This is a genomic window from Pedobacter sp. NJ-S-72, from assembly GCF_053890575.1.
Genome location: NZ_CM132681.1, coordinates 3,115,545 through 3,141,456 on the forward strand (window position 1 = coordinate 3,115,545; position 25,912 = coordinate 3,141,456).

General features: G+C 39.1%; 18 protein-coding genes and 9 pseudogenes. 8 read left to right on the forward strand and 19 right to left on the reverse strand.

What is annotated here, in order from left to right; genetic code table 11:
• Nucleotides 1-192: 192 nt before the first annotated feature.
• From ACWYN3_RS20925 to ACWYN3_RS20945, 5 genes are read left to right on the forward strand one after another with little or no spacing between them, the layout of a single operon-like run.
• The gene (locus ACWYN3_RS20925; protein WP_456216203.1) at nucleotides 193-615 is read left to right on the forward strand and encodes a penicillin acylase family protein; all 423 of its coding nucleotides are present in this window, start codon (nucleotides 193-195) and stop codon (nucleotides 613-615) included.
• Nucleotides 573-2,420 (forward strand): penicillin acylase family protein, encoded by a 1,848-nt coding sequence (locus ACWYN3_RS20930; protein ID WP_456216204.1) that lies wholly within the window; start codon nucleotides 573-575, stop codon nucleotides 2,418-2,420. The genes ACWYN3_RS20925 and ACWYN3_RS20930 overlap by 43 nt, the downstream gene beginning before the upstream one ends.
• 3 nt (nucleotides 2,421-2,423) lie before the next feature.
• Entirely contained in the window at nucleotides 2,424-2,774 is a 351-nt protein-coding gene (locus tag ACWYN3_RS20935; protein WP_456216205.1) for a hypothetical protein, read from the forward strand.
• A gap of 16 nt (nucleotides 2,775-2,790) precedes the next feature.
• On the forward strand, nucleotides 2,791-3,549 hold the full coding sequence (locus ACWYN3_RS20940) for a LuxE/PaaK family acyltransferase (RefSeq protein WP_456216206.1): 759 nt from the start codon (nucleotides 2,791-2,793) through the stop codon (nucleotides 3,547-3,549).
• The gene (locus tag ACWYN3_RS20945; protein ID WP_456216207.1) at nucleotides 3,536-3,775 is read left to right on the forward strand and encodes a hypothetical protein; all 240 of its coding nucleotides are present in this window, start codon (nucleotides 3,536-3,538) and stop codon (nucleotides 3,773-3,775) included. The genes ACWYN3_RS20940 and ACWYN3_RS20945 overlap by 14 nt, the downstream gene beginning before the upstream one ends.
• 1 nt (nucleotide 3,776) lies before the next feature.
• Here the strand turns inward: ACWYN3_RS20945 and tyrS are convergent, their stop codons facing one another.
• A complete protein-coding gene (gene tyrS / locus ACWYN3_RS20950; protein WP_456216208.1) occupies nucleotides 3,777-5,063 on the reverse strand; it encodes a tyrosine--tRNA ligase in 1,287 nt (428 codons plus the stop codon).
• Between the two features lie 170 nt (nucleotides 5,064-5,233).
• On the opposite strand from tyrS, the gene ACWYN3_RS20955 reads away from it, so the two are divergent.
• The 3 genes and pseudogenes from ACWYN3_RS20955 to dapA all read left to right on the forward strand — a co-directional run bounded on the left by ACWYN3_RS20955 (nucleotide 5,234) and on the right by dapA (nucleotide 8,899).
• On the forward strand, nucleotides 5,234-5,923 hold the full coding sequence (locus ACWYN3_RS20955) for an ACP phosphodiesterase (protein WP_456216209.1): 690 nt from the start codon (nucleotides 5,234-5,236) through the stop codon (nucleotides 5,921-5,923).
• 60 nt (nucleotides 5,924-5,983) lie between these two features.
• Nucleotides 5,984-8,003: pseudogene (ligA, locus tag ACWYN3_RS20960) on the forward strand (NAD-dependent DNA ligase LigA).
• A 4-nt stretch (nucleotides 8,004-8,007) separates the two neighbouring features.
• A pseudogene (dapA, locus tag ACWYN3_RS20965) lies at nucleotides 8,008-8,899 on the forward strand (4-hydroxy-tetrahydrodipicolinate synthase).
• Nucleotides 8,900-8,973: 74 nt separating this feature from the next.
• Here dapA and ACWYN3_RS20970 read toward each other — a convergent pair.
• The 18 genes and pseudogenes from ACWYN3_RS20970 to ACWYN3_RS21055 form a co-directional block, all read right to left on the reverse strand.
• Nucleotides 8,974-9,153, reverse strand: a complete 180-nt coding sequence (locus ACWYN3_RS20970) for a histone H1 (protein WP_456216210.1) — start codon at nucleotides 9,151-9,153, stop codon at nucleotides 8,974-8,976.
• Between the two features lie 260 nt (nucleotides 9,154-9,413).
• Nucleotides 9,414-10,660, reverse strand: a pseudogene (locus tag ACWYN3_RS20975) (aminotransferase class I/II-fold pyridoxal phosphate-dependent enzyme).
• Between the two features lie 172 nt (nucleotides 10,661-10,832).
• Nucleotides 10,833-12,464, reverse strand: a pseudogene (gene ftsZ, locus ACWYN3_RS20980) (cell division protein FtsZ).
• 136 nt (nucleotides 12,465-12,600) lie between these two features.
• A pseudogene (gene ftsA / locus ACWYN3_RS20985) lies at nucleotides 12,601-13,960 on the reverse strand (cell division protein FtsA); the annotation flags it as partial.
• 92 nt (nucleotides 13,961-14,052) lie between these two features.
• Entirely contained in the window at nucleotides 14,053-14,448 is a 396-nt protein-coding gene (locus ACWYN3_RS20990; protein WP_456216211.1) for a hypothetical protein, read from the reverse strand.
• Nucleotides 14,448-15,014 carry a cell division protein FtsQ/DivIB gene (locus ACWYN3_RS20995; RefSeq protein WP_456216212.1) on the reverse strand — a complete coding sequence of 189 codons (567 nt, stop codon included), beginning with the start codon at nucleotides 15,012-15,014 and terminating at the stop codon, nucleotides 14,448-14,450. The genes ACWYN3_RS20990 and ACWYN3_RS20995 overlap by 1 nt, the downstream gene beginning before the upstream one ends.
• Nucleotides 15,015-15,016: 2 nt before the next feature.
• Entirely contained in the window at nucleotides 15,017-15,295 is a 279-nt protein-coding gene (locus tag ACWYN3_RS21000) for a hypothetical protein (protein ID WP_456216213.1), read from the reverse strand.
• Nucleotides 15,288-15,500: a hypothetical protein gene (locus ACWYN3_RS21005; protein WP_456216214.1), complete on the reverse strand. Its 213-nt coding sequence runs from the start codon at nucleotides 15,498-15,500 to the stop codon at nucleotides 15,288-15,290. The genes ACWYN3_RS21000 and ACWYN3_RS21005 overlap by 8 nt, the downstream gene beginning before the upstream one ends.
• Before the next feature lie 66 nt (nucleotides 15,501-15,566).
• Complete coding sequence (locus ACWYN3_RS21010) at nucleotides 15,567-16,145, reverse strand: glutamate ligase domain-containing protein (RefSeq protein WP_456216215.1); 579 nt, start codon at nucleotides 16,143-16,145, stop codon at nucleotides 15,567-15,569.
• A complete protein-coding gene (locus ACWYN3_RS21015) occupies nucleotides 16,120-16,656 on the reverse strand; it encodes a Mur ligase domain-containing protein (protein ID WP_456216216.1) in 537 nt (178 codons plus the stop codon). The genes ACWYN3_RS21010 and ACWYN3_RS21015 overlap by 26 nt, the downstream gene beginning before the upstream one ends.
• Nucleotides 16,657-17,774 (reverse strand): annotated as a pseudogene (murG, locus tag ACWYN3_RS21020) (undecaprenyldiphospho-muramoylpentapeptide beta-N-acetylglucosaminyltransferase).
• Between the two features lie 10 nt (nucleotides 17,775-17,784).
• Nucleotides 17,785-18,997 (reverse strand): annotated as a pseudogene (locus tag ACWYN3_RS21025) (FtsW/RodA/SpoVE family cell cycle protein).
• A 5-nt stretch (nucleotides 18,998-19,002) separates the two neighbouring features.
• Nucleotides 19,003-20,345, reverse strand: a pseudogene (gene murD / locus ACWYN3_RS21030) (UDP-N-acetylmuramoyl-L-alanine--D-glutamate ligase).
• Nucleotides 20,345-21,535: a phospho-N-acetylmuramoyl-pentapeptide-transferase gene (mraY, locus tag ACWYN3_RS21035; RefSeq protein ID WP_456216217.1), complete on the reverse strand. Its 1,191-nt coding sequence runs from the start codon at nucleotides 21,533-21,535 to the stop codon at nucleotides 20,345-20,347. Before mraY ends, murD begins: the two are co-directional and overlap by 1 nt.
• A gap of 58 nt (nucleotides 21,536-21,593) precedes the next feature.
• Nucleotides 21,594-23,055 (reverse strand): annotated as a pseudogene (locus ACWYN3_RS21040) (UDP-N-acetylmuramoyl-L-alanyl-D-glutamate--2,6-diaminopimelate ligase).
• An 87-nt stretch (nucleotides 23,056-23,142) separates the two neighbouring features.
• Nucleotides 23,143-23,421: a Mur ligase domain-containing protein gene (locus ACWYN3_RS21045; RefSeq protein WP_456223096.1), complete on the reverse strand. Its 279-nt coding sequence runs from the start codon at nucleotides 23,419-23,421 to the stop codon at nucleotides 23,143-23,145.
• A gap of 66 nt (nucleotides 23,422-23,487) precedes the next feature.
• Complete coding sequence (locus ACWYN3_RS21050) at nucleotides 23,488-25,491, reverse strand: peptidoglycan D,D-transpeptidase FtsI family protein (protein ID WP_456223097.1); 2,004 nt, start codon at nucleotides 25,489-25,491, stop codon at nucleotides 23,488-23,490.
• Nucleotides 25,481-25,912 (reverse strand): FtsL-like putative cell division protein, encoded by a 432-nt coding sequence (locus tag ACWYN3_RS21055; RefSeq protein ID WP_456216218.1) that lies wholly within the window; start codon nucleotides 25,910-25,912, stop codon nucleotides 25,481-25,483. Before ACWYN3_RS21055 ends, ACWYN3_RS21050 begins: the two co-directional genes overlap by 11 nt.

Consider the following 25,912-nt stretch of genomic DNA (forward strand, 5'->3'; position numbering starts at 1 on the left):
TCATTATACCCATACTGTTAGCCAGCCTTTGTTTTAAATACCAAATTTGGCAGCCTTCCCCCGCTCCTGAAATTTCTAAACCCTTTTACAGGTTTTTGGCAGAATGCAGAAAAGATGAGCATTTCAAAACAAAATGCCCTCAAATAAAAAAAAAGAACAGAAGAAACTGTTGATGTCGTATTTGACGACCGTATGATTCCTCATATTTTTGCTAAAAATGACCATGATGTATACTATACTCAAGGGTATATTACAGCAATGAACCGTTTATGGCAAATGGATTTTCAAACTCGTTATGCGGCCGGCCGGTTATCTGAGGTGGTAGGTGCTAAAGCGATTGAACTGGACAGATACCAGCGCCGTATGGGCATGGTTTATGGCGCAGAGAATTCCTTGAAAGGGATGATGGAAGACCCTAAATCAAAAGCAATGATTGAAGCTTATACAGATGGGATCAATGATTATATCCATTCTTTATCCAGCGCACAGCTTCCTTTAGAATATAAGATACTGGATTTTACCCCTGAAAACTGGACTGGACACCACTTAAATGTGCACTATTGCTTAAACAGATGTCTGCTGTATTGGCTATGGGTTCTGATGAATTTTACATGAGCAATATCATGAAAAAATATGGCCCGGTAGTAACCTCAGAGCTATTTCCTGATTACCCTTTCCGTGAAGATCCGATTATTCCTGTTGGAACAAAATGGGATTTCAAACCATTGCAGGTACCTCAGGCCCCTGCCGATTTTACAGAAATGACTACGGACAAAGTAAAAACTAAAGTGCTGGAAGATGGGATTGGCAGTAATAACTGGGCATTATCCGGTGCAAAAACAGCTTCGGGCTACCCTATCCTTGCCAATGACCCGCATCTTAATTTAACCTTACCTTCTATCTGGTATCAGATTCAGTTACATGCGCCAGGATTAAATGCTTATGGAGTATCCCTTCCGGGCGCGCCTGGCATCACTATTGGCTTCAATAAAGACATTGCATGGGGAGTAACTAATGTTGCTGCAGACGTACTTGATTTCTATCAAATCACATTTAAAGATAATTCTCATAAACAGTATAAGTACAACAATGCGTGGAAAAACACTACCACAAGATTGGAAACAATCAAAATCAGGGGTGCTAAAAATGAAATTGATACTGTTGTTTATACCCATCACGGCCCGGTTGTCTATTTTCAGAAACCAAACAAACTCAGCATGGCTGATAACGTACCTACCGGAAATGCACTACGCTGGATAGCCCATGATCAATCCAATGAGCTCAGGACTTTTTATGAGCTGAACAGAGGGAAAAACTATGATGATTACCGGAAAGCTTTAACCTATTACTCAGCTCCTGCACAGAACTTTATCTTTGCTTCTTCACAAAATGATATTGCTATCACGGCCAACGGAAAATTCCCATTGAAATGGAAAGATCAGGGCAAATTCATTCTGGATGGCTCTGACCCTAAAAATGACTGGCAGGGATGGATACCAGCAGCACAGAACCCTACGGTTAAAAATCCGGAAAGAAACTTCGTCAGCTCTGCAAACCAGTCTTCTACTGACCCAACTTATCCTTATTATATCAACTGGGAATTTGGTTCTTACGAAAGAGGTAAAAGAATCAATGACAGGCTTAAAGCCATGAAAGGGGCAACAGCCGATAGTATCCGGATCATGCAGGGCGATAGCTATAGTATTCTTGCACAAAACCTGTTACCAACGCTGGTATCAAAAGTTGACCCGGCAAAATTAAATGCCACACAAAAAGAGGCATTGGAGATTACAGCTAAATGGAACAAGTTCTTTTCAGCAAAAGCCATCGCAGGAAGTATTTTTGACCTTTGGACTAAACGTTTATTCTTTGATATCTGGGATGACGAATTTACTATTGCCTCTGTTCCGATGCGTTATCCTTCAAAAGACAGAACAACAGAACTGATTTTAAAAGACCCTGGATCAAAATGGTTTGACAACGTAAATACGCCTCAAAAAGAGACATTAAATGATCTGGTTAGCGAAGCCTTTAAATATGCTTGTGACAGTCTGGAGAGAAAATACGGACCAATTGGTAAAAACTGGCAATGGGCAAATGTGAAACAAACACATGTCCCGCATTTAGCAAAGATTCCTGGTCTGGGGTCCAAAACGCTGATGATTGGTGGTGCTAAAAGCACAATCAATGCTTTAGGCGAATCCAACGGGCCTTCATGGAGAATGATCGTTGAATTGGGTAAAACACCTAAAGGCCACGGCGTATATCCAGGCGGACAATCTGGTAATCCGGGTAGTTTCTTCTATGATAATATGATCAATACCTGGGCAGACGGCAAATTATATGATCTCTACCTGATGAACTCTGCTGATGATACACAGGGTAAAGTACTTTCTTATTTAAAAATTTCTAAAAAATAACTCATGGTCTTTCTGGTTATACTTATCGCCTCTTTTCTATTACAATTGGTTTTACCCTGGTGGGTGATTGTAATCATTTCATTCGCGACCTGCGGATTGATTGGTAAAACTGCAAAATTATCACTGTGGCAGCCATTTTTTGCCATTCTCCTATTATGGACAGGAGTAGCTTTATATAAAAGCCTGCCTAACCACAACCTGCTGGTTTCGCGTATTGCTGAAATGTTTGGTCTCCATTCGTGGTGGTTAATCTTATTAGTTTCTGCACTTTTAGGTGGTTTTGTTGCTGCGGTAAGCGGCTATTGTGGCTATCAGTTCAGAAAGGCTGTATTGGTTAAAAAAACTAACGCATAAAGTGTATTTTTGCGGCGTGAAAACTTTAATTCCTCAAATATTTTCTATCCGCGATGAACAACAGTTTAATGAAGCCGCACTGGCTATCTTTAAATATCAGGCGGAATATTGTGTTCCTTATCACCAGTTTATAACAAACCTGAACATTAAGGCAGATCAGATAAACAGGGTGGCCGATATCCCCTATTTACCTATTAGTTTTTTCAAAAGCCATCGTGTAGTGAGTAATACGGATGCAGAAGAGATCATTTTCAGCAGCTCAGGTACAACAGGACAGGTTCAAAGCAAACACTATGTGACTGATCTGAAGGTTTATGAAGATAGCTTTAACAAAGCTTTTGAGCAATTCTATGGTAAAGCAGAAGATACTTGTCTGCTTGCTTTACTTCCTTCTTACCTGGAAAGAGACGGCTCTTCGCTGATCTATATGATTGATGTCTTGTTAAATCAGAGTAAACATCCCGATAGTGGTTATTTCCTGCACAATCACGATGAGCTTTTCAACAAATTAATTGCCTTAAAAGAGGCCGGACAGAAAACCATTTTAATAGGTGTAACCTATGCCCTGCTTGATTTTCTTGAGCTTCACCAACTGAACTTCCCCGAATTAATTGTCATGGAAACTGGTGGGATGAAAGGAAAGAGAAAAGAAATGGTGAGAGAAGAATTACATGAAATCTTAACAAGCGGATTTGGGGTTGATGCTATTCACAGTGAATATGGAATGACTGAACTGCTTTCACAAGCCTATTCTTCAGGAAATGGGCGTTTTTGATTGCCCTAACTGGATGAAGATTGTGTTAAGGGATACGAATGATCCCCTAACACTCCTCAATTCTAATCAAACAGGAGGAATAAATATCATTGATCTGGCAAATATCAACTCCTGCTCATTTATCGCTACTCAGGATCTGGGCCGTTTATTGCCTGGCGGTTCCTTTGAAGTACTTGGCCGTTTTGACAACGCAGACATCAGAGGCTGTAACCTGCTGGTTCAATAAACTATTCTGCGATTAACAGGAAGTAGTTCTTTTTACCTTTCTGAACGATTATATATTTATCATTAATCAGGTTGCTGACAGTATAACTGGCAGTAACCTCTGCAACTTTCTCTTTATTAATACTCAATCCGCCGCCATGTATTGTTTTCTTCACCTCTCCTTTTGAAGGGAATACTGTAGTTTTTTCAGCAAGTAAAGTGGCAACGTCAATTCCCGCACTTAGTTCTTCACGGCTAATTGCAAACTGAGGTACACCTTCAAATATTTCCAGGATATGAGCCGGGCTCAGATTTTCTAAGAATGACAGTGAACCATTACCAAACAAGAACTCCGAAGTCTTAATCGCCGTTTCTAAAGCAGCCTCAGAGTGTGTTCTTATAGTAATATCAGTTGCAAGGGCTTTCTGAAGAATCCTTAAATGTGGAGCTGCATCATGCTCTTCTTCCAGTTTTTCTAATTCCGGCTGAGTCAGTAAAGTGAATATACGTATCCATGATCTGGCATCCGAATCCGTTGCATTCAACCAGAACTGGTAATATTTATAAGGAGATGTTTTTTCAGGGTCCAACCAAATCGCACCACTTTCAGTTTTACCGAATTTAGTACCGTCTGCTTTTTTGATCAGCTGTGTAGTCAATCCATAAGCAGTACCTCTGTCTTTTCTTCTGATAAATTCTGTTCCGGTTACAATATTACCCCATTGATCAGAACCACCCATTTGAATAGTACAGTTGTTATTTTTCCATAAATAATAGAAATCATAACCCTGGATCAGCTGGTAACTGAATTCAGTAAAAGACATCCCGGTATCGCCTTCCAGACGTTTCCTAACACTGTCTTTGGCCATCATATAGTTCACAGTAATGTGTTTTCCTACATCTCTGATAAAGTCCAGAAAGCTGAAATCTTTAAACCAATCCGCATTATTAACCATTACAGCACCATTACCTTCTGCGCTGAAGTTTAAAAATTGATTTAACTGTTTTTTGATACCATCCAGGTTGTGAGCCAGCGCTTCTTCAGTCAGTAAATTTCTTTCCTCTGATTTCCCGGATGGATCACCGACCATACCAGTAGCCCCACCAACAAGCGCATAAGGCTTATGGCCAGCACGCTGAAAGTGAATTAACGTCATAATCTGTGTCAGGTGACCAACATGTAAAGAGTCTGCTGTAGGATCAAAACCTATATATCCTGAGCACATGCCTTCATTTAATTTATCTTCTGCATTGGGCATGATATCGTGTAACATGCCTCTCCATCTTAATTCATCAACAAAATTGGTCATCGCTTTATAATTTCGCCAAAGATAAGAAACCGTTTAAAATTAGAAGAGGTTAAAATTTAGATTTGAATAAAAGGTCATCTTGGACAGATTCTTGTCAGGTTTAAATAATTATAGGCTATTTTGACCATTTCTCAGGATACCTCCTAAAAAAAAACTCTATTTTTAAAGCAATGAACTTTCTTTCGCATTTTTATTTTGAACGGCAAAACTCCAATGATTATATGGTGCTGGGTGTGGTATTGCCGGATCTGATTAAAAATGCAGATAAAGACTGGAACCTCAACCCGCAAAAAGATGAATACCTTTTCAGGGATGTGCCCGACTATGCATCATTGCTTAGCGGCTGGAAAAGACATCTTGAAGTAGACCGGATCTTTCACTCTTCACAATTTTTCAAAGAACAGACCGGCCTGCTGAAACAATTGATCTTACCTGCTTTACAAACCGGGCCGGTAAAACCTTTTTTTTTAGCGCATATCGGACTGGAGCTTATCCTGGATCACCTGCTCTTAACTCAGGGCAAAGTAGATACAGCACACTTTTATCATCAGCTTAGTGGTGCACATACCGAATCCCTAACTGGTTTTTTAAAATATGCTGGCCTGCCTGATCAGGGAAGATTTGATGATTTTCTCAGCAAATTCATTTCTAGTGAATACCTGTTCAGTTATGAAAAAATCGAGAATATTACTTATGCATTGAACCGGATCTGCATGCGATTGTGGCTTAATCCATTTACAAATGAGCAGTTAAATATACTCACGCAAAAGCTCGAAGAATTTAAACAGCAACTGTATAAGCAGAACTACCTGAGTATATTTAGCCAGATAGAGGAAGAACTGAATAAACAGTCCTTCTGATCATAAAAAAAATCCTCCAAAATCAACCACGCAAATCAGCCGATTTAGTACCTTCGCCTTATGTCGCAATCCACTATAAAAGACACTATGGACGCCTTGGTTAATGAACTTAACCAACACAGTTATAATTATTATGTACTGGCGATGCCAACCATTGCCGATTACGAGTTTGACAAGAAACTTGAAGAACTTGCAAGACTGGAAAAAGAGCATCCGGAATTTGCTGATCCCGATTCCCCTACCTTAAAAGTTGGAGGTGATATCACTAAAAACTTCGTCACGGTAAAGCACAGATGGCCAATGCTGTCACTGGGCAATACTTATAACGAGCAGGATCTGCGTGACTTCGATGAAAGGATCAAAAAATCAATAGGCGATAATTTCGAGTACGTATGTGAATTGAAATTTGACGGTCTTTCTATTAGCCTGACTTACCAGGATAATCAGCTTCTGAGGGCTGTTACCCGTGGTGATGGAACTAAAGGTGATGACGTAACTGCCAATGTAAAAACAATCAGTAATATTCCTCATCATTTAAAAAAGGCAAATACACCAGCTTTATTTGAAATCAGAGGAGAAATATTAATGCATAGTGCAGCCTTTGAAAGACGAAAAAAAAAGAGAAGAACTGGGAGAAGTACCTTATGCGAATCCCCGTAACTTTGCTTCCGGTACTATAAAAATGCAGGATCCTAAAGAAGTAGCTAAAAGACCTTTAGATGCATTCTTTTATTCCCTGCATACAGAAAAAGAATATTTCAAGACCCATTGGGAAAGTTTACAGGAACTTAATAAATGGGGCTTCCATGTTTCCGAACATACCAGATTGAGCAATAGTATTGAAGAGGTTCTTGAATTTATCCATTATTGGGAAAACGAACGTTTCAAACTCAGCTATGACATCGACGGGATCGTTATTAAAGTAAACAGTTTCACCCAGCAGCAGGAATTAGGCTTTACAGCTAAATCTCCACGCTGGGCTATTTCCTATAAATATAAAGCACAAGAAGTAGAGACCATTCTTGAAAGTGTAAGTTACCAGGTTGGACGTACCGGAGCGGTTACTCCTGTAGCCAACTTAAAACCTGTGCAGTTAGCGGGAACAACGGTTAAACGAGCAACTTTACACAATGCCAATGAGATTGAAAGACTGGATCTGCATGTTGGAGACAGTGTCTTTGTAGAAAAAGGCGGTGAAATTATTCCAAAAATCATTGAGGTAAACCTGGAGAAAAGAAAAGTAGGTGCGCAAAGAGTTATTTATCCGGTAATCTGTCCTGAATGCGGTACTTCATTAGTGCGTAAAGAAGGTGAAGTTGCATTTTATTGTCTCAACGATGAAGGCTGCCGGCCACAGATTGTAGGTAAAATTCAGCATTTTATCTCCAGAAAAGCAATGAATATTGATGGCCTGGGCGATGAAACAATTGAGTCTTTCTATCAAAAAGGCTTATTGGGCCATATCAGTGACTTATATACTTTAAAAGACCGTTCAGAAGAATTGAAGAATATAGAAAGATTCGGAGAGCGTTCTATAGAAAACATGCTGAAAGGTATAGAATTATCTAAGCAGATGCCCTTTGAAAAAGTTCTTTTCGGTCTGGGAATCAGATATGTAGGAGGAGAAACAGTAGCGAAAAAACTAGCGATAGGAACTGGTCATATTGACCGTTTAATTGCTGCTACGCAGGAAGAATTGACGGCAATCGATGAAATTGGGGGACGTATTGCAGAAAGTATTACCGAGTATTTCAGTAAAGAGGCACATATAGATCAAATTAACTTACTGAAATCGTACGGTTTACAATTTGAGACCATCAATACAGTGATTACGCTGGATAGTGACAAATTAACTGGAAAAACATTCGTAATTTCGGGGGTTTTTGAACAATACAGCAGAGAAGAGCTGAAAGATATGATTGAAAACAATGGTGGAAAGATATTAAGCAGTATTTCCGCCAAATTGAATTACCTGCTTGCGGGTGATAATATGGGCCCTTCAAAATTAGAGAAAGCCCAAAAATTGAATGTTCCCCTGATTTCAGAGAACGACTTATTAGAGATGTTGAATAAAGATTAAAAAAATGAACAAATTTCATGGAACGGGTGTACCCTTGTTACGCCATTTAATGCAGACGGATCAGTAGATTTCGACGGTTTAAAAAAACTGATCAACTACCAGATCGACGGAAAGGTAGAATACCTGGTATCACTAGGTACTACAGGAGAAACAGCAACACTCAATAAGGACGAAAAGAAGAAGATCTGGGAATTTACAGCAGAAATAAATAACGGCAGATTACCACTTATCGCTGGTATCGGTGGTAACAATACAGCCGAAGTTGTTCAGGAAATCAAAGAATTTGACGGCTTAGGGTATGATGCAATATTATCAGCCAGCCCTTATTACAATAAACCTACGCAAGAAGGAATCTATCAGCATTATAAAGCAATCAGTGAAGCTACAGATTTAGCTGTACTGCTTTACAATGTTCCGGGCCGTACAGCAAGCAATGTAAGTGCAGAAACAACCTGTCGTCTGGCGGTAGATTGCAAAAACATTATCGGAACAAAAGAAGCCTCAGGTAATTTTGATCAGTTCAACCAGATCAACCATTTGATGAGAGATAAAAACCAGCAGGTTTCATGTTGATTTCTGGTGATGATCCTGTTGCATTACCAATGATTGCATTAGGTGCTGTGGGTGTGATTTCTGTAGTCGGAAATGCAATTCCATTATCTTTCTCAGAAATGATCCGGTTATGTCTTAAAGGCGATTTTAAAAGTGCTCAGGCACTTCATTTGAAAATGGTTGAATTCACAAGGTTAGTTTTTGAAGAAGGCAATCCTGCAGGAATAAAAGCTGCTTTAAAATACTTTAATGTTTGTGGTGATCAGGTACGTCTACCGTTAGTGCCAGCATCGGCGCGTCTTGCCCAGCTGATCAGCACTCAAATCAAACAAATCAGTATCTAAATATCCTTTAAAACAGGCAAAAAAAAACGCCCCGGTATTACCGGGGCGCTATAAATTCAAAACAAGAAATTGGTTTAAGCCTCTTTGTTTTTGGTTTCCTGAATCTCCAAACGGATAGCCTGAGCTATGTTTTTCAGATCCTGCAACCTTTTACGGACACGGGTTCCGGCTGCACTGTTGGCTTTGTTGTAAAACTTGTCTGCATCAGCTTCTAATGTGGTAACAAGTTTCTTTAACTCATCAAATTTTTTCATTTTCTAATTACCTTTTGGTTTATTATTAGGTTTGATTAATACTCAATTACTAATGTAAGTGGTTTATTCTAATAAATAAAAAATTAACAATACAATTAAAAACGATAAAACCGTGTTTTTATCCACAAAAAGCATGGTTATTCACAAATTCGTTAAAAAATTCAGGATATCTTACTGAAAAACAGTTAAATACAAAATAAGTCAAATAAAAAAGGCCCTTTACAATATTGCAAAGGGCCTTTTTTATTTATAGAAATCAGCTATTCCGGGCTGAATTTATTGTCGTTGTAATAACCACTTTTCAGCTTATCTGAAACTTCACTGAAAGCTTCCAGCGTACGCTCAACATCTTCTAATGTGTGCATAGCTGTTGGTATCAATCTTAATAATGAAATTAAAGCCCTTAGGGATAACAGGATACACTACAATTGAACAGAAGATACTATAGTTCTCACGAAGGTCCATAGTCAATGCTGTTGCCTGTAACAATTCACCTTTTAAGAATACCGGGGTAACCATGGTATTGGTAATCCCTAAATCGAATCCACGTGCTCTTAATCCTTTTTGAAGTGTAGTAGCAATGTTCCACAGTTTCTCTCTTAACTCAGGATTGTTCTTCAACAATTCCAGACGTTTAAGTAACCCCATTACCATTGGCATAGGCAATGCCTTAGCAAAAGTCTGAGAACGCATGTTATAACGTAAGAAATTAGTGATCTCTTCTGTTGAAGCAACAAAGGCACCAATTCCAGCCATTGACTTTGCAAATGTTCCGAAATAAATATCTACACCTTCAATACAATCCTGTTCTTCATGTGTTCCGGCACCGGTTTTACCCATTGTACCAAATCCATGTGCATCGTCAATTAACAAACGGAAATTGAAGTCTTCTTTCAGTCAATAATTTCCTTTAGTTTACCCTGCGCACCTGACATTCCAAAAACACCTTCTGTAATTACAAGTATCCCCCCACCCGAGCTTTCTACTAATTTAGTAGCTCGTTCAAGTTGTTTACGGGCACTATCTATATCGTTATGCTGATAAACAAAACGTTTACCTAAATGAAGACGTAAACCGTCAATAATACACGCATGGCATTCTCCGTCATAAACAATCACATCATTTCTATCTACAAGACAGTCAATGATCGATAACATTCCCTGGTAACCGTAGTTAAGCAGGAATGCATCAGGCTTACCAACAAATTCAGCCAGTTGCTGCTCTAACTGCTCATGATATTTAGAGTTTCCAGACATCATTCTGGCTCCCATCGGGTACGCCATACCGTAATCTGCTGCTCCTTTTGAATCCGCTTCTCTTACTTCCGGGTGATTAGCTAATCCAAGATAATTATTTAAACTCCAAACCAAATGTTCTTTACCCCGAAAATTCATATGTGTGGTGCAATGGGTCCTTCTAATTTTGGGAAGGAAAAATATCCATGTGACCATTTCTGGTGCTGCCCAAGCGGGCCCATATGCTTTGCTATCTTTTCAAAAATATCCAATGTATCTGTATTTAAGTTGTCTTATTATTTTATGCAAATTTAAGCTTTCTACGGCTGAAATACAAGATTGGCCGAAAACCGGCAACCTTGCTGATTTGCATACGATTATTATGCCAAAAAAGCCCTAACAAAGGATTGTTAAGGCTTTTTTGTTAATTCTTATTCAATATGTTTAATCAACGTTATCGTGAAGGAAGGAATTATTAGGTCTGATTTCAGTACTACCCTCTTCATCATTGCTCAATGTGAACCTTGATACCTGCGATTCTGATGAATGCTGTACCTGTTGTAACTGAGTTTGTTTACGTTTATAAGCCGGCTCATTTTCAAGCTCCTGCAATCCATTCGTTGTACGCAATTTCATGCTCAGATCTTTAAGCCTCATAATCTTCTTTAGATTTTTTCAGCTGATCTTCAATAGACTCATCGTTCTTATCATCATCCAGTCCAGGAACAGCAATTTCTTCCTGTTGTGCAGGAGCCGGTTCATTGTAGTTTGATTTAGGTGTCTCAAAAACAAAATCAGTTTCTGATACTTTCAATTCAAAATCTATTCCCGCTTCCTGTTTATTTTCTGCCGGAGTAGATTCTTCTTCTACCAGCGTATGTCTGATGATCCCACTATCTGAATCTTCTCTTCTGTTTTTATTGCCGCTGTACATGTCACCAAAAAGATCAGATTGTTTCAAATCATCTTTTAGTTTCATGACCGGCTCATTCGTATAAGCACCTGCTTTTGGCTCAATAAAAGAGTTAACAGGTTCTAATGGTTTTACTAAAGGAGCTTCTTCAGGAGTCAGTAAAGAAATTTTCTTTACGTTCTTTTTGTCGTGTGCACGTTGTTCTGTAGTTTGAAATCCTGTAGCAATAATCGTTACAGAAAGTTTCTCCCCAAGGTTTTCATCATCAATACAGTTACCCCAGATCAGGTCTGCAGTTAAACCAGCCTTATCCTGAATATAATCAGTGATAATTGCTACTTCATCCATAGTAACCTCTTTTAAACCAGAACTGATGTTTAACAGGATATATCTTGCACCTTCAATCTCGTTGTCTTTCAACAGCGGAGAAGCTAATGCACCTTCTACAGCAAGCAATGCACGGTTTTCTCCTTCACAGGCAAAACTACCCATGATAGAAACACCGCTGTCTTTCATCACAGTACGCACATCTTTAAAATCCACGTTGATATAACCCGGAACCGTTATGATTTCGGCAATACCTTTTGCCGCAGTAGTCAAAATATCATCTGCCTGAGCGAAGGCGGAACCTAAAGTAAGGTTACCAAATATTTCACGTAAACGATCATTTGAGATCACAAGATAAGAATCTACGTATTTCTTTAGTTCGTCCAGACCATCTTCTGCCTGCATCTTACGTTTTTACTTCGAAAAGAGAAAGGCGTGGTAATAATAGCCACAGTTAAAATGTCAAGTTCTTTCGCTGCCTGCGCAATGATAGGACTCGCACCTGTTCCTGTACCACCACCCATACCAGCAGTAATAAACAGCATTTTTGTAGTACTGCCTAACATGCTTTTGATATCGTCTATATTTTCAATAGCCGAATTTTTTCCCACTTCCGGAATTGAGCCTGCACCCATTCCTTCGGTTAAACTTGCACCAAGCTGTACTTTATTAGGTATAGGACTGAACTCCAATGCCTGGGCATCAGTGTTACAGATTATAAAGTCTACACCTGCAATTCCTTGACGGTACATATGGTTAACCGCATTACCACCACCGCCACCAACACCAATTACCTTGATGATTGATGACTTATCTTTTAACATTTCAAAATACATATATTTATGAATCAGTTACTTAAAAATTGGTTTTACCTGTTCATCTCTCATTGTAATATTAACACTTTTTCAACACACGTTTTCCAAGTGTTTGTAATGTGGAAAAATAGTCCATTGTGGATAAATATACGGTTTTTTTTATATAATCCTCATCGCTTACGTTCATGTCGTCTTTGATGAAATCTTTAGTCTTTGCTAACAATTTATCAAATAATCCACCTCCCGGGCGTTTCACTTTATCTTTAACAACAGCTGGTCTTTCGACATAAATACCCGGCTGTTTTAACTCTTCAATTAACTCCTCAGCTTTTTGAATTCCTTTAATCAGCAGACCTACACTGGTCGCGTACATCGGGCTTTTCAAGTCATCATAAATAGTCTTAGGCATATCCTCATACTTCGACAAATGTTCATTCGGATAACCTACACGACAGTCCAGTCCTGTTACATATTCTACCAATTGAGAGAGGTGTTTTAATAACGCTCCACCACCGGTAATTACTACACCACCGATTAGTTTTTTCTCATAACCAGAAGATTTAATCTCGTAATAAACATGCTCAATGATTTCTTCCATACGGGGGCCGATCACACATAAGCAAGGTTTTTTACTGAAATTTCTTTAGGTTCTCTGCCGCGCAGACCTGGTACACAAATAATTTCATTCTCTTTATTTTCTTCAGCTAAAGCAGAACCGAAACGTGTTTTCAACAGTTCAGCCTGATTTCTCATTACTGAACAGCCTTCACGAATATCTTCAGTCACACTATTTCCACCGAAAGGAATAACCGCAGTATGGCGGATAATACCTTCATGGAAAATAGCGATATCAGTAGTACCACCACCTATATCGACTAAAGCAATCCCTGCTTCTTTTTTTCTTCATCACTCAAAACAGATTCAGAAGAAGCAAGTGGCTCCAAAATCAACTCCTGAGTCTGTAAACCAGCATTAGTTACACATCTCATGATATTTTTCACCGCTGTTACCTGACCAGAAATAATGTGGAAATTCGCTTCTAAACGGACACCCGCCATACCAATCGGATCTTTTACACCTGGTTCATTATCGACAGTAAATTCCTGTGGCAGTACATGGATGATCTCTTCTCCCGGGGGCATAACCAGTTTGAACATATCATCAATTAACTTATCCAGATCTTTTTTACTGATCTCATTATTCAGTTCTCTTCTTGTCAGGATTCCACGGTGCTGTAAACTCTTGATATGCTGACCAGCAATACCAACGTTTACTACACGTACTTCCACATTGGACTGACCGCTTGCCAATTCAACGGCCTGTGAAATACCCTGTACAGTTTTCTGTATGTTGGAAACCACACCACGGGTTACGCCCGCAGATTCTGCTTTCCCAATACCCAAAACCTCAATCTTGCCATGCTGTGTTCTGCGACCAACTATCACACAGATTTTTGTGGTACCGATGTCCAATCCCACTACTATTGGAGACTGAACGGTGGTTTTTTCTTTGCCCATAACTATATTTATTTGTCGAATTATCTAATCTTGTTTTTCTGGTATCTTGATATTTTTTTGTGATTTTGCTAACGATCCAATATTAGGGTGCATCAGGCTTTAACCACGGTTTTATGTGTATTTTTTATTGGTTTTGCTATTACTTTATCTTTTACTGTTTTTGCAGCAATGTTTACCGGTTTAGGGGTAACCTTTGCTGGTTTATGTGCCGCATCTACCGGTTTATGGATAGTCTTTGCAGGTTTATGCGTAGCATCTACCGGTTTATAGGTAGTCTTCGCAGGCGGATGTACAACCTTAACGGGCTTTGGCCTAACCTTCACTGGCGTATGCGCAACCTTTACAGGCGTATGTGCTATCTTCACAGGTACATGTGCAACCTTCACAGCCGGCGCACTGCTTTTTTTCTCAGGAGCTGCACTCACAGCTGCTGTTTCAGGATTATTGCGCAATTCCGCTGCAACTTCAGCTCTAACCAATGAGTCCATTACTTTCTTTGCTGATGCAATGGTTGGTTTTGCAGGCTTAGCTCTGCCCACTGATCCCAATATGGAATCCATGTTGTTTTTTTCACAAACAACCTGATTGGTATATTTATGTTTATGGTTTTGTAAGTGTCCCATCCTACCTTTGGCATCGCCTTTTTGTAAAAGGTCAGCAGGTTGGTCATTTTCGTTTGAAGAGAATCCGCATTACCTAAAATGATACGCTGGTTACCCACTCTTGGTATCAATTCTATATCATCTTTATCATTAACAAATATTTGTTCAATTTGTGAGTCCCACAAAGTATCTTTTTTCAAAAACAATGCCGTTTTATACAAATCTGAGGCCATCTTGGTAATCAGTGTATCTACCTTGCCACTAAAGTGCTCCAGTATATGTCCGTTTGCGACAACAACATTTGCTGTAAAGTTCACAGACACAGGCATTTTCAATCCATTTTTATCAATATAAAAATCCTGACCGCTCGAACTTATAATTCTCAATAAAGGTTGTCTCTGACTAATTTCTATATGGATCACTCCCTCCATATCTGCATAAATTGTAGACAATGCTATATAAGGATTAGCCTTAATTTTTTGTTCGATTGCATGCAGGTTTTTATATCCTCCAGTTTACGCCCAATTAGCTGACCTTCATTCTGTTTCAATATCGCATCAATTTCTTCCCGCTCGATAAAATTATCTGCCCCTGGAATAAGAATTTTAATATTGGTAACCTTAACAGTTTTTTTTTTGATCGACACGAAGCTCATTAAAGTAACTATTCCGCCAAGACAAACTATCCAGGCAAAACACTTAAATACAAACTTCCAGTCGACTCTTTTAAACATTGGTCAAAATCTTTTTTAATGGTTGAATCAAAGTATCTATATCACCAGCGCCCACAGTAACCAGTAATTCTGGCTGGCTTTCCTTTATATACGTCAATACTTCTTCTTTTTTATAAACCTTACTGTTTTTCAAGGTAAGTTTTGCTCTTAAAAATTCTGCATCAATACCCTCCATAGGCAATTCTCTTGCAGGATAAATATCCAATAGCAGTAATTCATCAACAGTACTTAAAACCTTTGCAAAATCATCTGCGAAGTCACGTGTGTACGGCTAAAAAGGTGTGGCTGAAAAAAACAACAGTTTTTTTTTATCCGGATACAATTGTCTTACTGCATCAAAACAAGCACGCAGCTCCTCAGGATGATGTGCATAATCATCAATATATACATGCCTATCCTCACGGACAATATATTCGAACCGTCTTTTTACACCTTTAAAACTTGCGATAGCTGCTTTTACCTTTTCTGGATCTATACCCAGTTTAAGTGCTGCTGCCATGGCAACTGTAGCGTTTTCTATATTATGTTTTCCAGGAAGCATCAATGGTATATCCTTAATGCTCACATTTTCATCTTTATAATCAAAAACAAAAGTCCCTTCTTCTACCCTGATATTTAAGGCCTGAACCACCGGATCTGTACCAGTTCCGTAAGTAATTCCTTCTTCAAGCGGTAAACCTTCCTTAAAGAATAAAACTCCGTCCGTTTTCAGCTGTTTAGCAAACAGATGAAAAGATTCATGTAATTGCTCAGCATCACCATAAATATCCAGGTGAGGTGATCTGCATCCATTGAAGTAATCACTGCAATATCCGGGTGCAGCGTTAAAAAAAAGAACGATCGTACTCATCTGCTTCCACAACCACTACGTTATTATCCCCAAGCAGGAAATTACTCTGGTAATTCGTTGTAATACCTCCTAAAAAGGCAGTACATCCATAACCAGTTGCTGTCAGGATATGCGCCACGATAGAAGAGGTCGTTGTTTTACCATGTGTACCAGCAACGGCAATACAAAATTGTCCTTTGCTGATTATCCCTAATACCTGTGAGCGTTTCTGCAAATTGAAGCTATTGTCCCTGAAATAATTCAGCAACACAGCATTGCCTGGAATCGCAGGAGTATAAACAATGAGTGTATCCTTAGCTGTCACCTTAAATTCTGCAGGTAACGAATTCAACTCATCAGCATAAGAAATCAAAATCCCCTCGTCTTCAAGCGTACGGGTTAAAACAGTACTCGTTTTATCATATCCGCCTACCAGGCAGCCGCGTTTTTTTTTGAAATAACGCGCAAGCGCACTCATTCCGATGCCACCGGCACCAATAAAATAAACGCGTTTGATCAAATCCAGTTCCATTTATATATCCTTCTTTACTACTAATTTAAACACCTCTCTTGCAATCAGCTCATCAGCTTCAGGCAAAGCCATCTGACCAATGTTTACTGAAAACTCTTCACAACGACTACTATCATTTAATAACTCCAATGCTTCCTTAACCAGAGTATCTTCCGCAGAGCGGTCGTTAATTAAAAGCGCTGCGTTTCTTTGCACCAATGCCATTGCATTTTTTGTCTGATGATCTTCAGCCACATTAGGTGAAGGCACCAGGATTACAGGTTTCTTAATCAGACAAAGCTCAGCAATTGTCCCCGCACCTGCCCTTGAGATGATTACATCGGCAGCTGCATAAGCCAGATCCATCTGATTCAAAAACTCAAGAACACGCACGTTCGGATGAAAATCTGCTCCAATACGTCCTATAATTCCTGCATAATAATATTTACCAGTTTGCCAGATCAACTGTACATCCTGGTCTATAAAATCCTGCAAATGCTTTTCAATACTTTTATTCAATGTCGCAGCACCAAGACTTCCGCCCGTTACTAAAACCGTTTTCTTTAATGGATCCAGTTTAAGCAGTTCCGAACCATGGAAACGCTTATTGTAAATATCTATCACATCTTTACGTACCGGATTTCCCGTTTTCAAAACTTTCTCAGCAGGGAAAAACTTGTCCATACCATCAAATGCAACACAAATTTTAGAAGCCTTTTTCCCAAGCCTTTTATTAGTCATACCAGCATATGAATTCTGCTCTTGTATCAGGTATGGGATTTTTTTCCAGGAAGCGGCAAATAAAACCGGCCCCGAAGCATAACCACCAACACCAACGACTACATCAGGCTTGAAAGTTGAAATCAACTTCAATGCTTTCTGCATACTGTCAATCAGTTTAAAAGGCAGACTCAGATTTTTAAGTATTGATCCTCTTTGTATTGTATTCCACTGATATTCAATCCTACGATTTTGTAACCGGCAGCAGGAACCTTTTCCATTTCCATTCTGCCCAGCGCGCCTACAAATAATATTTCACAATCAGGCTCTATGCGTTTGAGCGCATTGGCAATAGCAATAGCCGGAAAAATATGTCCGCCTGTACCGCCTCCTGAAATGATAATTCTTGTTGGTCTCATTCTATATATTTTATGTCATTGCCGGTAACTCACCAACAATCACTTTATTTATCTTACTTTCTGGTTTAGCGAGATCTTCACTTAACCCTTTCTTACCATTCTCTTCTACATCCCTGCTTACGCTCAGGATAATTCCAAAAGCGATACTCGTGAAGATCATCGAGGTACCTCCCATACTTACTAGTGGAAGAGGCACACCAGTTACGGGTCCTAAACCAACAGCAACTGCCATGTTCGCAAATGCCTGTATCGTTAAGCTAAAACTTAAACCTGCCGCCAGCAGTGCGCCAAAAGCCTTCGGACTCTGCGTGACAATTCTGACACATCGATACAGCAGTACCAGGTACAGGATGATTATAATCAAGGCACCAAACAAACCATACTCCTCTACGATAATCGCAAAGATAAAATCCGAATACGGGTGCGGCAGAAAGTTACGCTGGGTACTATTACCCGGCCCTTTTCCAAAAACACCTCCGGATGCCAATGCAATTTTGGCCTGATCTGCCTGGTATGTTTTATCAGAATGTTGTTTCTCAGGGTGCAGGTAAGAGTTCACACGTGACTTATAAGTCTCACGTCTTGGTCCCAGAAAAACCACAAACATCAGTAAAACAAAACCACCCGCACAAACAACCATAATTTGTTTGATACTGATCCTGCCGATAATGAGCAATAATATACTTACGCCAAACAACATCAATGCTGTTGACAAATTGGCTAATGCAATTAAAACGAAGACTACACATACAGAACCCATAATCGGGATAAATGAAGTCTTTACATCCTTAATATTTTTTCTTGTGTTTCTTGGTTAGCATCCTGGCCAGAAACGTAATCAGGGCCAGTTTAGCCAAATCGGACGTTTGAAAAGTTAACCCGATAATAGGAATCTTAACCCATCTGGATGCATCGTTTAAGCTTGTCCCAAAAACCAACGTATAAAACAACAGTGGAATCGTAATAATCATCAGGATTTTTGAAATCCCCGCATAATATTGATAATCTACTAAATGCGCAATATAGATCATACCAATCCCCATCACCACAAAAATCAAGTGTTTGGTGAGCAATATTTTTTCTACAGTTTTACCCTGTTTATAGGCTAGCGTTCCTGTTGCACTATAAACCGCAAAAATAGAAATCAAAGACAACAGGATAATGATAAGCCATATCCAGCGGTCCCCTTTGGTTTTCTCTAAAAGCGCTTGTACCGTACCCATTTTTTTTATAATTCTTTTACAGCCATTTTAAACTGGTTTCCACGATCTTCGTAGTTCTTAAACAAATCAAAACTTGCACAAGCTGGCGACAACAGAACGGTATTCCCTTTCGTTGCCAGGTGATAAGCTACCTGTACTGCTTCATTTGCAGAGAATGTATTCACTATAATATCCACATCATCTTCAAAAGCTTCGTGAATACGTTTGTTATTTTTCCCAAGACAAACAATAGCTTTCACTTTTTGCTTAACCAGGTCTTTCAACATATCATAATCATTCCCTTTATCAACGCCACCCATAATCAGGATCACATCAGTGTTTACACTTTCCAATGCATACCAGGTAGAATTAACGTTTGTTGCTTTTGAATCATTGATATAATCCACACCAGAAATCTTGGCGACGTGCTCCAACCGGTGTTCAATATTTTTAATATCTCCCATACTCTCTCTGATAGTCACGTTGCGGATTTCCAACACTTTAGCGACTATGCCCGAAGCCATAGAGTTGTAGATATTATGCTTGCCTTGTAAAGCTAACTCTGAAATTGACATGGTTAAATGGTCTTTTGGATTTATATTATATGAATATTGTTGCCTTCAAGATAAGCTCCACCTTCTACCTTTTTACGGATAGAGAATGGACATCTCTGTGAATTCACCTTCGTGCTTTTTAAAGCTTTCAGGGTTTCATCATCATCGGCACAAAAGATAAAATGATCTTCAGGTCTCTGATTCTGTACTATACGCATTTTTGAAGCTGCGTAATTTGTCATTTTGTAATCGTACCTGTCCAGATGGTCAGGCGTAATGTTTAAAAGTACAGCGATATCAGCCCTGAATTCATGCATATCGTCCAGCATAAAGCTTGATATTTCCAGTACATACCAGTCGAAATTCTCCGTAGCTACCTGAGCAGCAAAGCTATGTCCTATATTCCCTGCCAGGCCAACATTTAAGCCAGCTTTTTTAAGGATGTGATAAGTCAGCATTGTCGTGGTTGTCTTACCGTTTGAACCAGTAATACAAATCGTCTTTGCGGTCGTATATCTTTTAGCAAACTCAATTTCTGAGATCACCGGAATATTTTTCTTTTTCAGCTCTTTAATAATAGAAACTGAATCTGCAATTCCGGGGCTCTTAATCACTTCATTAGCATTCACAATGCTGGCTACAGTATGCTGCTTCTCTTCAAATGCAATATTCAGCTCCACCAATGTTTCTTTATAGCGGTCTGCAATTGCCCCAAAATCAGAAACAAAAACATCAAAGCCCTGCTTCTGTGCAAGTATGGCTGCACCTACGCCGCTTTCACCAGCTCCAAGTATGACGATTCTTTGCTTTTCCATTATCTCAGTTTTAAAGTGATTATGGTGATGATAGCCAATAATATTCCTACAATCCAGAAGCGCGTAACGATCTTCGCTTCATGGTATCCTTTTTTCTGGTAATGGTGATGCAATGGTGACATCAGGAATATCCTTCTGCCCTCTCCAAAACGCTTTTTGGTATATTTAAAATAAGATACCTGGAGCATTACAGAGGTCACTTCAATCAGGAACACACCACATAAAATCGGGATCAGCAATTCTTTCCTGATCATAATTGCTAATGCAGCAATTATACCCCCGATAGCCAGACTTCCGGTATCTCCCATAAAAACTTGCGCAGGGTATGAATTATACCATAAAAAGCCGACACAAGCACCTACAAAGGCACCTGCGAAAATCATTAACTCACCCGAATTGGGGATATATAATATATTCAGATAATCCGCAATAACCGTGTTACCTGACACATAGGCCAGTAAACCAAGCGTAATTCCTATAATAGCGGAGGTGCCCGTTGCCAGGCCATCTATCCCATCGGTTAAATTAGCTCCGTTCGATACTGCCGTAATAATGATGACTACAAAAAGGATGAAAACAAAAACTGCATATTTTTCATAGCCAGGGCCTAAAAATTTAAGAACTTTAGCATAATCAAACTCGTTATTTTTATAAAAGGGGATGTTGGTAATCGTTGATTTCACATCCTGTGTATAATAGAACTTCTCTCCTTTTTGTCTGAGTACCATAGGTGCAGTATTCTTGCTTACCCCCGTTTCATCCACAGTCTGTCTGACCACAATATTCGGATTGAAGTACATTGTCCAGCCAATGATTAAAGCTAATCCTACCTGCCCAACAATTTTAAACCTGCCTGCAAGTCCTTCTTTGTTCTTTTTAAATACTTTGATATAATCATCTACAAAACCTACTGCACCCATCCATACCGTGGTTACAATCATCAGTAACACGTATACATTAGTCAGATTAGCCAGTAATAAAGTCGGGATCAGAATACCCATCAGAATCATCACCCCACCCATAGTTGGTGTGCCTTGTTTCTGCATTTGTCCTTCCAGACCTAAATTCCTAACGGTTTCACCTACCTGCATTTTGTGCAGATAATTGATAATTCTTCTTCCAAACACCGTGGTAATAATCAAAGAAATAATAATTGCCAGCGAAGTACGGAACGTAATATATTGGAACAACCTTAATCCAGGAAATTCGTAATGTGCATTTAAATATTCAAATAGATAATATATAACATTAGCTGATTAAGTTTAATTGTTCCATTAACACTTCTTTATCATCAAAATGATATCTTACTCCATTGATCTCCTGGTATTTTTCATGTCCTTTACCTGCGATCAGGATAATATCCCCCGGTCTGGCCAAATGACAAGCAGTTTTTATCGCTTTTTTGCGGTCAGCGATAGTTAATGTTTTTCTTTTATTTGTTGGTGATACACCAGCTTCCATATCAGCAAGGATCTGATGCGGATCTTCCGTTCTTGGATTATCTGAGGTCAGGATTACTTTATCGCTCCAGTCACAAGCTACCTGAGCCATTATAGGACGTTTAGTTTTATCTCTGTCACCACCACAACCAATCACAGTGATCACCTGCTCAGTACCTTTTCTGATATCATGAATGGTACTTAAGACATTCTGAACTGCATCAGGTGTATGGGCATAATCAACCAGACCAATAATCTGTTTTGAATTTGGCACTTCTTCAAACCGGCCTTCTGCACCAGTCAGTCAGATTGCTTAGCAAAGTCAATACCGCTAATTTATCCTGATCCAATAACATAGCAGTACCATAAACAGCCGCCAGGTTATAGGCATTGAATGAGCCTACCAGTTTAAAAAATACATCTGTGTGATCTATTTCAAGATTCAAACCACTGAATCTATTTTCAATGATGCTTACTTTATAGTCCGCCAGTTGTTTTAATGCATAGGTCTTTTTTGAAGCCTTAGTATTCTGAAGCATTACCATACCATTTTTATCATCGGCATTGGTTAAGGCAAAAGAACCTTTTGGAAGCATGTCAAAAAATGACTTTTTAGCTTTGATATAATTATCAAAGGTCTTATGAAAATCAAGATGATCGTGCGTGATATTTGAAAAAACACCACCTGCAAAAGTCACACCTTCTATTCTGTGCTGTACCATTGCATGCGAACTCACTTCCATAAAACAGTAAGTGCAGCCCAGTTCAACCATTTGTTTCAGGAGTTGATTTAATGCTAATGGATTTGGTGTGGTATGTGTAGCAGCAATTACCTTATCATTAACCTGATTCTGTACTGTAGAAATTAACCCGGTATGAAAACCAAGGCTTCTGAATAATTTAAATAAGATTGTAGCAATTGTTGTTTTACCATTTGTTCCGGTAATTCCCACCAGTTTCAAAGCAGAAGAAGGATTTCCATAAAAATTAGAGGCCATAATCCCCAATGCTACTGAAGGATTTTCCACTACGATATAAGTCACAGCAGGGTTCGCCTCTGCTGGCATATCTTCACAAATAATAACCGTTGCCCCTGCAGCAATAGTCTGGCTGATAAAAGTATGTCCGTCTGATAAAGTTCCCTTTATAGCGAAAAATACAGTATCCTGCTGTACCTCGCGTGAGTCAAACGTAAGCGCACTGATTACCCTGTTGGTTTTTCCAACCAGGTTCTTAATCGCTACTCCATATAAAACATCCTGCAACTGCATCTTATTTCAATTCTAATTGTACCAATAATCCCTCTTCCAATCTTCATTCCCGAAGGCACCGACTGGCTTATTACTTTTCCACTTCCCTTAATCTGTGTTTTTAAACCGGCATTTCCTAAAAGGTATAAGGCAAGGATTTCCATAAAAATTAGAGGCCATAATCCCCAATGCTACTGAAGGATTTTCCACTACGATATAAGTCACAGCAGGGTTCGCCTCTGCTGGCATATCTTCACAAATAATAACCGTTGCCCCTGCAGCAATAGTCTGGCTGATAAAAGTATGTCCGTCTGATAAAGTTCCCTTTATAGCGAAAAATACAGTATCCTGCTGTACCTCGCGTGAGTCAAACGTAAGCGCACTGATTACCCTGTGGTTTTTCCAACCAGGTTCTTAATCGCTACTCCATATAAAACATCCTGCAACTGCATCTTATTTCAATTCTAATTGTACCAATAATCCTCTTCCAATCTTCATTCCCGAACTTACATTAGGCATCATCCCTTTCACAGAATTATATTCTTCATAAACAATCCCGTTGCTCGTATCTATACTATTGAAATAGTCAGATTTGGCTGCATAAAGGGCTTTAATCCCTAAGGCATTGTAAACGCTTTTTACCGCTTTACTCTGTCCTGCTTTCGCTTCCGGACTTTTTGTATTTCCAACCAGATGGTCGGTCATATCATTATACATCTGCATATCGCTTGCATAAATACGATCTGCTATTTCTTTAAATACCGGTCCCGCTACTGTTCCACCATAGTATCCATTTTTAGGTCCGTTGATAGAAACCATAATTGAATACTTCGGTTTATCAGCCGGGAAGTATCCGCAAAAAGAAGCCTGATAACTTCTCTTGGCTTTATATCCATTTCTTCCATCAGCTACCTGGGCAGTACCAGTTTTACCAGCAACCCGGTAAAAAGGAGATCCCATCAGTTTACCAGTACCTTCTGTCACCGTCCCTTCAAGCATAGCCTGTAATTTTTTCACTGTACTTTCAGAACAAACTTTTTCTTTGATTACTCTTGCATGAAACTGTTCAATAGGATTTCCCAGCCTTCTGATCTCTTTTACAAAAATTGGTGCTATATATTTTCCATCATTTGCAATGGCATTATAAAATGTCAGAATTTGCAGCGGAGTAATCTGCATTTCATAACCATAAGCCATCTGTGCTAAAGTTAAACCACTCCATGATCTGAAAGACGGGTTTTTAATAACCGGCTTTGTCTCTCCTGGAATTTGTAAATCCAATTTTTCATTCATATGGATTCTATACAAATGATCTGTAAATTCTTTAGGGTCATCTTTATAAGCTCCATAAACAAATTTAGCTACAGCCGTATTTGATGAAACTTCAAATGCCTTTTTCGCGGTTACAACCCCTACACCACCATGAGAATCTTTAATATTATGGTTATAAACCCTAAAAATTCCATTACCAGTATCTACAGTAGTATTCGTATCTATTTTCTTATCTTCCAGCAAAGCCATATAAGAAGCCAGCTTGAAAGTAGACCCCGGATCCTGACTACCACCTATTGCGTAATTGAACATCTCTTTATAAACACCTTCACTTTCCCTGGTAAAATTCGCTACTGCTCTAACCTCACCAGTCTCGACTTCCATCAATATCACAGTTCCATGATCAGCATCACTTTTGATCAGTTGTTTCTCTAATGCACTTTGTGCAAGATCCTGCATGTTGATATCAATGGTAGAAATAATATCAGATCCTTCTTTGGGTGCAATTTCTGCCTCGTCATTGACCGGCATCCAAACACCACCGGCAATTCTTTGCACTAATCTCTTACCACTCTCCCCATTAATATAATTACCGTAAGCACCTTCCAGCCCTACTCCGTTTGATACGTTTTCATTTTTATAACCAATTGTCCTTGCAGCCAAAGATTTAAAAGGTAAAATCCTTTTATTTTGCTGAATCGCCATTAAACCACCACTATATTTTCCAATATTATATAGTGGAAAAGTGCGGATAGTCTTTAAATCCTGGTAATTCACTTTACGTTTAATCAATAAATATCTTACGCTGTCTGCCCTGGCAGTACGCAGGATACGTGAATATTCTTTTGGCGTTTTGTCAACAAAAAATTGTGAAAGTTTCATCGCCAGAGAATCCACTTTAGCATAAAAAACTTTGTTCTCACTGATTCCGCCAGCATATAAATCCATCCGAAGTTCATACTCCGGTACAGACGTAGCTAACAGGCTTCCATCATTAGAGTAAATATTACCACGTGCAGCATCCACATTGATATACTTTGTAGAGAGACTATCGGCCATGGCACGCCATTTATGTCCCTCTACAAATTGTACATCGCATAACCTGACTAATACTGCCACGGCAAGCAGTACAATCAGTCCGAAGGACAAATAAACACGTAATAGTATGTTAGCTCTAATGTTCATCATTATTTATGATAATTTTTTTAGGAGGCTCTGTTAGCTCCTTAATGCCTAACGTATCTACTTTTTTAGCTACTTCTGTTAACTTGCTTTTGAACATTAAATCAGCTTTCAGCGATTTATATTCCCAGCTTAGTTCTTTAACTTCTTTATTCAGCTTATCTATATCTCTGATATTCTTAACCGCCATGTGACTGTTTGCGATGTAAAGCATCGTTAACAGCGACAAGAAAATAAGGAAAGGCAACATGGCAGTAGCAGCTTCTTTAGTCACTACTCCATCCACAAAAAGCTTTTTGAAGAAAAGATTAGCATTTTCAGGCTCCTTCTTTTCTTTCTTAGGCTTTTTCAAGCGAATTACCGGTTCTTCTTCTGGTAATTCCTCTTCGTCCTCTACCTCTTCTCCTCTGAACTGGTTGTTCAT

Coding starts and splice junctions, on each gene's coding strand:
- ACWYN3_RS20930 (WP_456216204.1), top strand. CDS start 573: ATGTCTGCTGTATTGGCTATGGGTTCTGATGAATTTTACATGAGCAAT.
- ACWYN3_RS20990 (WP_456216211.1), bottom strand. CDS start 14,448: ATGGACTCATTGGTTAGAGCTGAAGTTGCAGCGGAATTGCGCAATAAT.
- ACWYN3_RS20970 (WP_456216210.1), bottom strand. CDS start 9,153: ATGAAAAAATTTGATGAGTTAAAGAAACTTGTTACCACATTAGAAGCT.
- ACWYN3_RS21050 (WP_456223097.1), bottom strand. CDS start 25,491: ATGAACATTAGAGCTAACATACTATTACGTGTTTATTTGTCCTTCGGA.
- ACWYN3_RS21010 (WP_456216215.1), bottom strand. CDS start 16,145: ATGAGTACGATCGTTCTTTTTTTTAACGCTGCACCCGGATATTGCAGT.
- ACWYN3_RS20925 (WP_456216203.1), top strand. CDS start 193: ATGATTCCTCATATTTTTGCTAAAAATGACCATGATGTATACTATACT.
- ACWYN3_RS21055 (WP_456216218.1), bottom strand. CDS start 25,912: ATGAACAACCAGTTCAGAGGAGAAGAGGTAGAGGACGAAGAGGAATTA.
- ACWYN3_RS20945 (WP_456216207.1), top strand. CDS start 3,536: ATGGGCGTTTTTGATTGCCCTAACTGGATGAAGATTGTGTTAAGGGAT.
- ACWYN3_RS21000 (WP_456216213.1), bottom strand. CDS start 15,295: ATGTTTAAAAGAGTCGACTGGAAGTTTGTATTTAAGTGTTTTGCCTGG.
- ACWYN3_RS20955 (WP_456216209.1), top strand. CDS start 5,234: ATGAACTTTCTTTCGCATTTTTATTTTGAACGGCAAAACTCCAATGAT.
- ACWYN3_RS20935 (WP_456216205.1), top strand. CDS start 2,424: ATGGTCTTTCTGGTTATACTTATCGCCTCTTTTCTATTACAATTGGTT.
- ACWYN3_RS21015 (WP_456216216.1), bottom strand. CDS start 16,656: ATGGAACTGGATTTGATCAAACGCGTTTATTTTATTGGTGCCGGTGGC.
- tyrS (WP_456216208.1), bottom strand. CDS start 5,063: ATGACCAATTTTGTTGATGAATTAAGATGGAGAGGCATGTTACACGAT.